The organism is Aeromicrobium marinum DSM 15272, from assembly GCF_000160775.2.
Lineage (GTDB): Bacteria > Actinomycetota > Actinomycetes > Propionibacteriales > Nocardioidaceae > Aeromicrobium > Aeromicrobium marinum.
In genome coordinates, this window is record NZ_CM001024.1 from 998,148 (window position 1) to 1,010,684 (window position 12,537).

9 protein-coding genes are annotated in these 12,537 nt (G+C 71.4%); 8 read left to right on the forward strand and 1 reads right to left on the reverse strand.

Translation table 11 applies throughout. From position 1 onward, the window contains the following. The first annotated feature begins 157 nt into the window (after positions 1-157). Positions 158-2,515, forward strand: coding sequence for a RelA/SpoT family protein (locus tag HMPREF0063_RS05235; protein ID WP_083788858.1), 2,358 nt, complete (start codon positions 158-160; stop codon positions 2,513-2,515). 11 nt (positions 2,516-2,526) lie between these two features. On the opposite strand, the gene HMPREF0063_RS05240 is transcribed toward HMPREF0063_RS05235, so the two are convergent. Further along, on the reverse strand, positions 2,527-3,765 hold the full coding sequence (locus HMPREF0063_RS05240; RefSeq protein WP_040320117.1) for a DUF349 domain-containing protein: 1,239 nt from the start codon (positions 3,763-3,765) through the stop codon (positions 2,527-2,529). A 63-nt stretch (positions 3,766-3,828) separates the two neighbouring features. Here HMPREF0063_RS05240 and HMPREF0063_RS05245 point away from each other — a divergent pair, with 63 nt between their 5' ends. The 7 genes from HMPREF0063_RS05245 to alaS all read left to right on the forward strand — a co-directional run bounded on the left by HMPREF0063_RS05245 (position 3,829) and on the right by alaS (position 12,528). Beyond that, complete coding sequence (locus HMPREF0063_RS05245; RefSeq protein ID WP_040320118.1) at positions 3,829-4,533, forward strand: MBL fold metallo-hydrolase; 705 nt, start codon at positions 3,829-3,831, stop codon at positions 4,531-4,533. Positions 4,534-4,543: 10 nt separating this feature from the next. Next, positions 4,544-5,863: a histidine--tRNA ligase gene (gene hisS, locus HMPREF0063_RS05250; protein ID WP_007077611.1), complete on the forward strand. Its 1,320-nt coding sequence runs from the start codon at positions 4,544-4,546 to the stop codon at positions 5,861-5,863. Continuing rightward, positions 5,860-7,635 carry an aspartate--tRNA ligase gene (gene aspS / locus HMPREF0063_RS05255; RefSeq protein WP_007077612.1) on the forward strand — a complete coding sequence of 592 codons (1,776 nt, stop codon included), beginning with the start codon at positions 5,860-5,862 and terminating at the stop codon, positions 7,633-7,635. Before hisS ends, aspS begins: the two co-directional genes overlap by 4 nt. Before the next feature lie 90 nt (positions 7,636-7,725). Beyond that, entirely contained in the window at positions 7,726-9,093 is a 1,368-nt protein-coding gene (locus HMPREF0063_RS05260) for a replication-associated recombination protein A (RefSeq protein WP_007077613.1), read from the forward strand. A gap of 17 nt (positions 9,094-9,110) precedes the next feature. Continuing rightward, positions 9,111-9,593 carry a hypothetical protein gene (locus tag HMPREF0063_RS05265; protein WP_007077614.1) on the forward strand — a complete coding sequence of 161 codons (483 nt, stop codon included), beginning with the start codon at positions 9,111-9,113 and terminating at the stop codon, positions 9,591-9,593. Beyond that, complete coding sequence (locus HMPREF0063_RS05270; protein ID WP_007077615.1) at positions 9,590-9,868, forward strand: DUF6167 family protein; 279 nt, start codon at positions 9,590-9,592, stop codon at positions 9,866-9,868. Before HMPREF0063_RS05265 ends, HMPREF0063_RS05270 begins: the two co-directional genes overlap by 4 nt. Beyond that, the gene (gene alaS, locus HMPREF0063_RS05275; protein ID WP_007077616.1) at positions 9,868-12,528 is read left to right on the forward strand and encodes an alanine--tRNA ligase; all 2,661 of its coding nucleotides are present in this window, start codon (positions 9,868-9,870) and stop codon (positions 12,526-12,528) included. The genes HMPREF0063_RS05270 and alaS overlap by 1 nt, the downstream gene beginning before the upstream one ends. Positions 12,529-12,537: the final 9 nt, after the last annotated feature.

Genomic DNA, 12,537 nt, shown 5'->3' on the forward strand with positions numbered 1-12,537 from the left:
ACCCTGACCCACCCCAGGAGATCTCATGAACGCATCGCAACGACGCATCGTGGCCATCGTGCTGGTCAGCGTGCTGGTGCTCGGCACCGCAGCGTCGCTGATCAGCGGCCTGTTCTGACGCAGGACCACCCGGGCGCGCCCCCGACCGGCGGCTACCATGGCCGCAGGAGGTCCTGTGGCTGATCGCACCCCGGCCGTCACCGAGCCGGCAGAGGCACCGGAACCGAAGTCCGACGCGGTTCCGGCATCGGCGCGGGTCCGCACGCGCCTGTCGCGGATCGGTGGCAAGACGACGTCGCCCAACGCGGTGCTCGAGCCCCTGCTGAAGATCTACCGCGGGACGCACCCCAAGGGTGACGTGACCGCGATCCAGAAGGCGTACGAGATCGCCGAGCGGATGCACGACGGACAGACCCGCAAGAGCGGCGACCCGTACATCACCCATCCGCTCGCCGTGGCCACCATCCTCGCCGAGCTGGGCATGACCGCGCCGACCCTGTGCGCGGCGCTGCTGCACGACACCGTCGAGGACACGCCGTACACGCTCGACCTCGTCCGGGTCGACTTCGGCGACGAGGTCGCCCAGCTGGTCGACGGCGTCACCAAGCTCGACAAGGTGAAGTACGGCGACTCGGCGCAGTCCGAGACGATCCGCAAGATGGTCGTGGCGATGAGCCGCGACATCCGGGTGCTCGTCATCAAGCTCGCCGACCGCCTGCACAACATGCGCACCCTGCGGTACCTGCGGCAGGACAAGCAGGAGCGCATCGCCCGCGAGACGATCGACATCTTCGCCCCGCTGGCGCACCGCCTGGGCATGAACACGATCAAGTGGGAGCTCGAGGACCTCGCGTTCGCGACCCTGCACCCCAAGGTCTACGACGAGATCGTCCGTCTCGTCGCCGACCGGGCCCCGTCGCGGTCGACCTTCCTCGACCGGGTGATCAACGACGTCGAGTCCGACCTGAAGCCCACCAAGATCAAGGCCACCGTCACCGGACGGCCCAAGCACTACTACTCGATCTACCAGAAGATGCTGGTCCGGGGCCGTGAGTTCAGCGACATCTTCGACCTCGTGGGTGTGCGGATCCTGGTCGACTCGGTGGCGGAGTGCTACGGCGTGCTGGGCGTGCTGCACGCACGGTGGAACCCGATCCCCGGCCGGTTCAAGGACTACATCAGCGTCCCGAAGTTCAACATGTACCAGTCGTTGCACACGACGGTCATCGGACCGCAGGGCAAGGCCGTCGAGCTGCAGATCCGTACGCGGGCCATGCACCGGCGGGCCGAGTACGGCGTCGCCGCGCACTGGAAGTACAAGGAGGACGCGGTCGTCCCGTCCTCGGGACGGTCCGGTCGGGCCGGCGGCGCCCCGCCGGACAGCTCGGAGATGCTGTGGCTGCGTGAGCTGCTGGACTGGCAGTCCGAGACCGAGGACTCCATCGACTTCCTCGACCAGCTGCGCTTCGAGATGCGGCAGGCCGGCGTCTACGCCTACACCCCGCGTGGTGACCTGATCCAGCTGCCGGCGGAGTCCACCCCGGTCGACTTCGCCTACGCCGTGCACACCGAGGTGGGGCACGCGTGCATCGGTGCGCGGGTCAACGGACGCCTGGTGTCGCTGGAGTCCACGCTGGACAGCGGCGACGTCGTCGAGATCTTCACCTCCAAGTCACCGGACGCCGGCCCCAGCCGCGACTGGTTGGAGTTCGCCGCCAGCCCGCGGGCCCGCAACAAGATCAAGCAGTGGTTCACCAAGGAGCGGCGTGAGGAGGCGATCGAGCGCGGCAAGGACCTGATCGCCAAGCAGATGCGCAAGGAGAGCCTGCCGCTGGTGCGGCTGTTCCGGCAGCAGACGCTGGAAGCCGTGGCGGCCGACCTGCACCTGGCCGACATCTCGTCGCTGTACGCAGCCGTGGGCGAGAGCAACGTCAGTGCGCAGCACGTGGTCGAGCGGGTGCTGGCGCTCGCCGGCGGCCGGGCGGGTGCCGAGGAGGACCTCGCCGAGGCCACGTCGATGCCGCTCACGATCCGCGAGGGTCAGCGTCGGGTCGAACCCCGGGGTGACGCGGGTGTGGTGATGGTGGGCCTCGACGGCGACGTCATGATCAAGCTGGCCCGCTGCTGCACGCCGGTCCCGGGGGACCCGATCCGCGGGTTCGTCACCCGGACGGCCGGCGTCTCGGTGCACCGCGCCGACTGTTCCAACCTGCAGGCGCTCACGGCCGAGCCCGAGCGGCTGGTCGACGTGCAGTGGGCCCCGAGCTCGACCAGCACGTTCCTCGTGGCGGTGCAGATCGAGGCGCTGGACCGGCCGCGGCTGCTCAGCGACATCACGCGGGTCATGTCCGACCAGCACGTCAACATCCTGTCGGCAGCGCTCAGCACCGGTCGTGACCGCGTCGCAAAGATCAAGTTCACCTTCGAGATGGGCGACGCCAAGCACCTCGGTCACGTGCTGCAGGCTGTCCGCACCGTCGAGGGTGTGTTCGACGTCTACCGCCTGACCCAGTAGGCGGGCCCGGGTCAGGAGAAGTCGGCCTGGGCCTTCTGCGCCATGTCGAGGAAGGCCTGCTTGGAGGCGAGGTCGGCCTGCAGGTCCTTGACCCGGCGGTCGTCGCCCTTGGCCTCGGCCGCCGAGATCTTGGCGGCGACCTCGTCGATCGCGCGCTGCAGCTTGCCGATCATGTCGTCCGCGCGGGCCGACTTCTCGGGATCGCTCTTCTTCCAGACCTGGTCACCGGCCTCGCGCACGGCCTGCTCGACCGTCCGCAGACGGCCCTCGAGCTCCTTGATCCGGTCGCGGGGGACCTTGCCGGCCGCCTCCCAGCGGTCGGCGATGTCGTTCATGGCGCGCCGTGCTGCCGGCAGGTCGGTGATCGGCAGCAGCGCCTCCGCCTCGACGAGGAGCTTCTCCTTGGCCTCGGCGTTGACGGCGTACTCCGCGTCGATCTCGGCGTTGACGGCCTCGCGAGCCGCGAAGAACACGTCCTGAGCGGCACGGAACCGCTTCCAGAGCTTGTCCTCGACGTTGCGAGGTGCCGACCCGGCCTGCTTCCACCGGTCCATCAGGTCGCGGTACTTGCCGGCCGTCGGACCCCACTCGGTCGACGTCTGCAACGCCTCGGCCTCGGCGATGAGCTTCTCCTTGGTGACCTTGGCCGCGTCGCGCAGCGTTGACTGCTCGGCGAAGTGCGCCTTGCGCTGCCGGGTGTGTGCGGTGCGGGCGGCCGAGAACCGGTGCCACAGCTCGTCGTCGGTGGCCTTGTCGAGCCGCGCGAGCGCTTTCCACTCCTCCAGCAGCTCGCGGAGCCGGTCGGAGCCGGACTTCCAGTCGCGACCGGCGGCGATCTTCTCGGCCGCGTCGGCGATCCGCTGCTTGGCGACCAGCGCCTCGGCCTGCTTGGCCTGCTTGGCGACCTTGCGCTCCTCGCGCTGCTTCTCGATGCCCGGCGCGAGCGCCTCGAGCCGGGTCAGCAGCGCGGCGAGGTCGCCCATGGCCGCGGCGTCGGTGATCGACTCGCGCGCCTTGGCCACTGCCTTGACCGCGTCGTCGGGGCTGAGCGCACCGGCCGCGATGCGCTGCTCGAGCAGGTTGACCTCGCCCTCCAGGCCCGCGAAGCGACGCTCGTACAGCGCGAACGCCTCCTGGGCGTCACCGCCGGCGGCCCACTGCCCGATCAGCCGCTCGCCGTCGGCGGTGCGGACGTAGACGTTGCCCTCGGCGTCGAGACGACCCCAGGGATGGTCGGGCGTGGAACTCATGCGGCCCATCCTAGGAGGAACGGGCTGTCGGCCCGACGCACCGGCTCGCGTAACCTGTCGGGCGTGCTGCTCACGTCGTTCCCCGCCGGCCCGCTGCAGGCGAACTGCTATCTCGTCGCCCGCGACCGCGGAGCAGGTTGCGCCGTCGTCGACCCCGGGATGGACTCCCTCGACGGCGTCCGTCGCGCTGCCGCCGAGCACGACCTCACCCCGCAGGCCGTGCTGGTGACCCACGGACACTTCGACCACATGTGGAACGCCCAGGACGTCGCCTCCGAGTTCGGCTGCCCGGTCTGGATCCACCCGGCCGACCGGCACCTGCTGAGCGACCCGATGGCGGCGATCTCTGGGGAGTCGGCGGCGATGCTGCGCCAGCAGCTCGGGATGCACGACCTGCCGGAGTTCGCCGAGCCGGCCGACGTCCGTGACGCGACGGACGGGGCGACGTTCGACGTCGACGGGGTGACCTTCACGGTCGACCACGTCCCCGGTCACACGCCCGGCACGGTGTTCTACCGCATCGACTGGCCCGACGACGAGGCCGTCAGCCAGGTCATGTTCTCCGGTGACTTCCTGTTCGCCGGATCGATCGGACGCACCGATCTCACCGGCGGGTCGCACCCGGCCATGATCGAGAGCCTGCGGGACCGCATCCTGCCCCTGGCCGACGACGTCGTCGTCCTGCCCGGCCACGGGGGTCAGACGTCGGTCGGCCGCGAGCGGGTCACCAACCCGTTCCTGGTGCAGATCGTCGAGGGCGACGCATGAGGACGACCGCATGAGCAGGTTGTCGGGCTTCCCCGAGTACCTGCCGGCCGAGCGGGCCGTCGAACAGTCGGTGCTGGACCACCTGCGGTCCACGTTCGAGCTGCACGGGTTCGCGTCGGTGGAGACCCGGGCGGTCGAGCCGATGGACGTGCTGCTGCGCAAGGGCGAGATCGACAAGGAGGTCTACCTCCTGCGGCGGCTGCACGCCGAGGAGACGGACGACCACGCCGGGCTGGGCCTGCACTTCGACCTCACGGTCCCGTTCGCGCGCTACGTCGTGGAGAACGCCGGCGAGCTCGACTTCCCGTTCCGCCGGTACCAGGTCCAGAAGGTGTGGCGGGGCGAACGCCCGCAGCAGGGTCGCTTCCGCGAGTTCACCCAGGCCGACATCGACATCGTCGGGCGCGACACGCTGCCGGCGCACTTCGACGTCGAGATCGCCCAGGTCATGGCCGAGGCGCTCGGCGGACTGCCCATCCCGGGCGCCGTCCTGCAGGTCAGCAACCGCAAGATCCTCGAGGGCTTCTACCTGGGACTCGGTGTGGCCGACCCCACCGCCGTGATGCAGGTGGTCGACAAGCTCGACAAGCTGCCGGGGGAGCGGATCACCGCCCTGCTGGTCGAGCAGGGGCTCGGCGCGGCCCAGGCGGAGGCCTGTCTCGCCCTGGCCGCGATCTGCACCCCTGACACCTCGTTCGTGGCGCAGGTGCAGGCGCTCGGCGTCGACCATCCGATGCTGGCCGAGGGGCTCGACGAGCTGGCCGGGCTGGTCGCCGCGGTCCGCACCCCGCCGAACGTCACGGTGCAGGCCGACCTGCGCATCGCGCGGGGGCTCGACTACTACACCGGCACGGTCTTCGAGACCCGTCTGGTGGGGCACGAGCACCTCGGCTCGGTCTGCTCCGGCGGGCGCTACGAGCAGCTGGCACGCGACAACCGCAGCACGTACCCCGGCGTGGGCATCTCGTTGGGCGTGTCACGACTGCTCACCCCGCTGTTCGCCGGGGGACTCACGGCCTCACGGTCGGTCCCGTCGGTGGTCCTGGTCGCCCTGGCCGACGAGGAGGACCGCGCTGCCGCCACCGACACCGCCGCGCGCCTGCGCGCCCGTGGCATCGCCACCGAGGTCGCACCGTCGGCGGCGAAGTTCGGCAAGCAGATCCGCCACGCGGAGCGCCGGGGCATCCCGTTCGTCTGGTTCGGCTCCGCCGACGGCGACCAGGTCAAGGACATCCGCAGCGGCGAGCAGGTGACGGCCGACGCCGACACCTGGTCGCCCGACCACCGCGACCTGCGACCGCAGGTCATCTCGAAGGAGACCCCTCAGTGATCCGCACCCATGACGCCGGAACCCTGACCGCCGACCACATCGGTGACCAGGTCACCCTCGCCGGCTGGGTCGCCCGACGCCGGGACCACGGTGGTGTCGCCTTCATCGACCTGCGCGAGGCCTCCGGCGTCGTGCAGGTGGTCGTGCGCGAGGAGGTCGCCCACCAGCTCCGGGCCGAGTACTGCCTGAAGGTCGTGGGGATCGTGCAGCGCCGGCCCGCCGGCAACGAGAACGACGGCATCGCCACGGGAGCCATCGAGGTCGTCGCCGAGGACGTCGAGATCCTCAGCGCCGCCGCACCCCTGCCGTTCCCGATCGACGAGCACGTCGAGGTGGGCGACGAGGCGCGCCTGAAGTACCGCTACCTGGACCTGCGTCGCAGCGGTCCGGCCGCCGCGATCCGGTTGCGCAGCAAGGTCAACGCCGTGGCGCGTGACGTGCTGGCCCAGCACGACTTCGTCGAGGTCGAGACGCCGACGCTGACCCGGTCGACGCCCGAGGGCGCGCGCGACTTCGTGGTGCCGGCGCGTCTGCGGCCCGGCAGCTGGTACGCCCTGCCGCAGAGCCCGCAGCTGTTCAAGCAGCTGCTGATGGTCGGTGGCCTGGAGCGCTACTACCAGATCGCCCGCTGCTACCGCGACGAGGACTTCCGGGCCGACCGGCAGCCGGAGTTCACCCAGCTCGACATCGAGATGAGCTTCGTCGACGCCGACGACGTGATGGCGCTGGCCGAGCAGATCTACGTCGCGCTGTGGCGGCTGATCGACGTCGAGCTCCCGGCCCCGTTCCCTCGCATCACCTACGCCGACGCCATGCGACGGTACGGGTCGGACAAGCCCGACCTGCGGCTGTCGACGGAGCTGGTGGAGTGCACCGACTACTTCGCCGAGACGTCCTTCCGGGTGTTCCAGGCCCCGTACGTGGGCGCGGTGGTCATGCCCGGTGGGGCGTCGCAGCCCCGTCGTCAGTTCGACGCGTGGCAGGAGTGGGCCAAGCAGCGCGGTGCCCGGGGCCTGGCGTACGTCACGTTCGGTGAGGACGGCGAGCTCGGCGGGCCGGTCGCCAAGAACCTGTCCGACGCCGAGCGGGCCGGACTCGCCGAGCACGTGGGCGCGCAGCCGGGCGACTGCGTCTTCTTCGGTGCCGGTGCGCCCAAGGCGACCCGGCAGCTGCTGGGGGCCGCCCGCCTGGAGATCGGCCGACGCTGCGACTTGATCGACGAGTCGGCCTGGGCGTTCTGCTGGGTCGTCGACTGGCCGATGTTCGAGGCCGTCGACGAGCTGGACTCCGGCGACGTCGCGGTGGGCGGCGGTGAGTGGACGGCGGTGCACCACGCGTTCACCGCCCCGCAGGACCCGGCCACGCTCGCCGAACCGGGCACCTCGCTGGCCCAGGCCTACGACATCGTCTGCAACGGCAACGAGCTCGGCGGCGGCTCGGTCCGTATCCACCGCGAGGACGTCCAGAAGCAGGTGTTCGCGATCATGGGGATCGACGAGGCCGAGGCCGAGGACAAGTTCGGCTTCCTGCTCGACGCGTTCCGCTTCGGTGCGCCCCCGCACGGCGGCATCGCGTTCGGCTGGGACCGCACGTGCGCGCTGCTCTCCGGGGTCGACTCGATCCGCGAGGTCATCGCGTTCCCGAAGTCCGGCGGCGGCTACGACCCGCTGACCGCGGCGCCGGCGCCCATCACGGCCCAGCAGCGCAAGGAGGCCGGGGTCGACGCGCGCCCCGCCCCGCCCGCTGATTCCCAGGTGAACCCAGAAAACTGACACCGGACCCCTGGTGCAACCTGTCAACGGTGACAGGTTCGGGGGATCACCTGGGAATCAGCGGGGGCGGGGGGAACTAGGCTCGGCGAGGTGAGCGACGACGGGCTGTTCGAGATGGAGGGGGCTCCCGCGCCCCGGTCCGACCCCGCCGGCGGCGGAAGCCTCGCGGGCAGCTCCCACGCCTCGGCCCCCCTGGCCGTCCGGATGCGGCCCCGCACGCTGGACGAGCTGGTCGGTCAGGAGCGTCTGCTGGCCGCAGGCTCGCCCCTGCGGCAGATGATCGACGGCGACCAGCCGCTCACGATCATCCTGTGGGGCCCTCCCGGGACGGGCAAGACGACCATCGCCTCGCTCATCAGTGCCCACACCGACCGGCGCTTCGTGGAGGTGTCCGCGGTGTCGGCGGGGGTCAAGGAGGTCCGTGACGTCATCGCCGGGGCACGCCGGGCGCTCACCAACGGGGTCGAGACCGTGCTGTTCGTCGACGAGGTGCACCGGTTCAGCAAGTCGCAGCAGGACGCGCTGCTGCCCGGGGTCGAGAACCGTTGGGTCTCCCTCGTCGCGGCCACCACCGAGAACCCCCACTTCAGCGTCATCTCACCCCTGCTGAGCCGCTCGCTGCTGCTGACGCTGGAATCGTTGACCGACGCCGACGTCACCACCGTCGTCGACCGTGCCGTCGCCGACGAGCGGGGTCTCGCGGGGGCGGTCACCCTGACCGACGACGCGCGCGACCACCTGGTGCGACTCGCCGGCGGGGACGGACGACGGGCGCTCACCTACCTGGAGGCGGCGGCCGGCGCCACGACCTCCCAGGGCCGCACCGCCATCACGGTCGACGACGCCGCCCTGGCCGTCGACCGGGCCGCCGTCCGGTACGACCGGCAGGGCGACCAGCACTACGACGTCACCAGCGCCTTCATCAAGAGCATCCGGGGCTCCGACGTCGATGCCGCCCTGCACTACCTGGCCCGCATGATCGAGGCCGGCGAGGACGCCAGGTTCGTGGCCCGCCGGTTGATGATCCACGCCAGCGAGGACATCGGCATGGCCGACCCCACGGCGCTGCCGGTCGCGGTGGCCACGGCACAGGCGGTCGCCATGATCGGGTTCCCCGAGGCCCGCATCCCGCTCGCCCAGGCCGTGATCCACCTCGCCACGGCGCCGAAGTCCAACGCCGTCATCACCGCGATCGACGCCGCCCTGGCCGACGTCCGGTCCGGCAAGGTGGGTGCGGTGCCACCGGCACTGCGCGACGCGCACTACGCCGGTGCCAAGAAGCTGGGCCACGGGCACGACTACCGGTACGCCCACGACGACCCCCGTGGCGTCGTGCCGCAGCAGTACGCCCCGGACGATGTCGACGGGACCGACTACTACCGGCCCTCGGGACACGGTGCCGAGGGGGCGCTCGCCGACCGTCTGGCCCGGATCCGGGCCATCCTCCGCGGGCGGTGACCGTTAGGCTCGCAGGCATGTCCGTCGAGCTGATCCTCCTGCTCACGACCGCGGTCCTCGCGGTCGTGGCGGTGACGGCAGCAGTGGTGGCGGTGCGGGCCGCCCGTCGGGTGCGGGTGCCGGCGCCCGTGGCCGCCGCGCCGGACCGACCCGAGCGCGTCGACCTGCCCGGCTCGGCCGTCGACCTCGTGGCCCGGCCGGTGTCCCCGTCGCCCGCCCGGGTCGTGGAGGGCCGGATCGTGGTGTCCCCGACGAGCGAGCAGGTCGTCGCCACGGCCCTCAGCCGCCCCGCCACCCGCTTGTCGGTGTGGGCCCACGGCGTCTCGCACGCGTTGCGACCCGAGAGCCGCGACAGGATCAGCGGTCTCATGCGCCGGGAGTACCGTCGCCGACGACGCCTGCGGGCGCGCGCGGCACGCCAGGCCGCCCGCCAGGCGGTGCTCGACACGCCACCGCCGATCTCGTGGCTCGGCGACGGACCCGACCGGGCGGCCGGATGAGGCCGCGCGTCGTCTGGTTCGTGGCCGGCACCGCGGCCGGCGTCTACGCCTCGGTCAAGGCGCGACGTGCCGCCGAACGGCTCTCCATGCCGGGCCTGGTCGACCAGGCCGCGGCGCTCGGCACGGGATGGCGGGCCTTCAGCGCCGAGGTGCAGGAGGGCATGGCCGAGCGCGAGCGTGACGTCCTCCGCAGCCTCCACGAACGCGCCTGCACGCCTCAGCTCCTCGCCACCCCCCACCCGCTCGACACCCACCACGACAAGGACCCCACCTGATGGACACCGCGGAGATCCGGCGTCGCTTCCTCGCTCACTTCGAGAACGCCGGCCACACGGTCGTGCCGTCGGCGCCCCTGCTCCTGGACGACCCCAACCTGCTGTTCGTCAACGCCGGGATGGTCCCGTTCAAGCCGTACTTCCTCGGGCAGGAGACGCCGCCGTGGCCGACCGCCACGAGCGTGCAGAAGTGCGTCCGCACCCTCGACATCGAGGAGGTGGGCAAGACCACCCGGCACGGCACCTTCTTCCAGATGAACGGCAACTTCAGCTTCGGCGACTACTTCAAGGAGGGCGCCATCACGCACGCGTGGCGCCTCATCACGGGGTCGATCAACGACGGCGGCCTCGGCATCGACGCCGACACGATCTGGGTCACGGTGCTGCACTCGGACCAGGAGTCCCGGGAGATCTGGAAGCGGGTCGCGGGTCTGCCCGACGAGCGCATCCAGGACCGTGGTCTGCTCGACAACTACTGGCACATGGGCGTGCCCGGCCCCGGCGGTCCGTGCAGCGAGATCTACGTCGACCGTGGTCCCGAGTTCGGACCAGACGGCGGACCGGTCGTCGACGAGGACCGGTTCCTGGAGATCTGGAACCTGGTGTTCATGCAGGAGGAGATCACCGACGTCCTCGCCAAGGACCGGTTCGAGGTCGTCGGCGCGCTGCCCCACCAGAACATCGACACCGGGATGGGCCTCGAGCGGGTCGCCTACCTGCTGCAGGACAAGCGCAACCTCTACGAGATCGACGAGGTGTACCCCGTCATCGAGACCGCGTCACAGATCTCCGGCCGCACCTACGGCCGCGACCACGCCGACGACGTCCGGTTCCGGGTCATCGCCGACCACGTCCGCAGCGGCCTGATGCTGATGGGTGACGGCGTCACCCCCGGCAACGAGGCTCGCGGCTACGTCCTGCGCCGGCTGCTGCGGCGCGCCGTCCGCTCGATGCGGCTGCTCGGCTTCGAGGATCCGGCGCTGCCGTTGCTCCTGCCGGTCAGCCTGGAGCGGATGAAGGCGTCCTACCCCGAGCTGGAGGCCGACTTCCCGCGCATCGAGCAGGTCGCGTACGCCGAGGAGGAGGCCTTCCGTCAGACCCTCGGCAAGGGCACGCAGATCTTCGAGGGAGCCGCCGCGGCGGTGAAGCAGCAGGGCGGCAGCGGGCTCAGCGGCGACGCCGCGTTCACGTTGCACGACACCTACGGGTTCCCCATCGACCTCACCCTCGAGATGGCGTCCGAGCAGGGTCTCAGCGTCGACGAGGACGGCTTCAGGGCCCTCATGGCCGAGCAGCGCTCCCGGGCCAAGGCCGACGCGAAGTCCAAGAAGGGCGGGCACGCCGACACCGCGGTGTACCGGGCGGCACTCGATGCCGGTGGACCGACCGACTGGCTGGCCTACTCCACCCTCACGACGGAGTCCCGCGTGCTGGCCCTGATCGCGGGGGGCCGGACCGTCCCGGCGATCGGTGCCGGGTCGGTCGGCGAGGTCGTGCTCGACCGGACGCCGTTCTACGCCGAGTCCGGCGGCCAGAACGCCGACGCCGGCCACCTGCAGTGGGACGGGGGCCGGGCGGAGGTGCTCGACGTCCAACGACCCGTCCGCGGCCTCGTCGTGCACCAGGTGCGTGTCCTGGACGGCGAGCTGACCGTGGAGTCGCCGCTGGAGGCGGCCGTCGACCCCGAGTGGCGCCTCGGTGCCCGGCAGGCGCACTCGGGCACCCACGTCGTGCACGCGGCGCTGCGCGAGGTGCTCGGTCCGACCGCCCTGCAGTCCGGCTCCTACAACCGGCCCGGCTACCTGCGGCTCGACTACGGCTGGAGCGGCGCGCTGTCGCCCGACCAGCTCCGGGGGGTCGAGGAGGCGTCCAACCGGGCGCTGCGCGCCGACCTGCCCGTCACCGCCCAGACGATGTCCCTGCCCGAGGCCCGTGAGTGGGGCGCCCTGGCGTTGTTCGGCGAGACCTACGGCGAGGACGTCCGGGTCGTCGAGATCGGCGGACCCTGGTCGCGCGAGCTGTGCGGCGGCACGCACGTCGACCGGTCGTCGCAGATCGGCACGGTCGTCATCACGTCCGACGGCTCGGTCGGCTCCGGCAACCGTCGGGTGGAGGCGCTCGTCGGCATCGAGGGGTTCCAGTACCTCGCGAAGGAGCGGGACGTCGTGCGCCAGCTGACCGACCTGCTGAAGGCCAAGCCGGACGACGTCCCCAGCCGGGTCCAGGACCTGATGGAGCGGCTCCGGGCCGCGGAGAAGGCCGCCGAACGGATCAAGGCCGCCGAGCTGCTGGCCGGCGCGGGTGACCTCGCGCACGGAGCCGTCGACGTCGGAGGGGTCGCCTTCGTCGGGGCCCGGCTCGACGGCGTGGGTGGTGGTGACCTGCGCACCCTGGCGTTGGACGTCCGCGGACGCATCCCGGCAGATCGCCCGGCGGTCGTGGCGCTCGTCGGTGTCGTCGACGACAAGCCGGCCGTCGTCGTGGCCGTCAACCAGGCAGGACGCGACCGGGGGCTGTCGGCCAACACGCTGGTCCGCGCCGCCGGCGAGCAGATCGGTGGCCGGGGCGGCGGCAAGGACGACGTGGCCCAGGGTGGGGGCACCGACCCGGCCGGCGCGGAGGCCGCCGTGGCGGCCGTCGAGGCGGCCCTGCGTCCATGAGGGACGGCC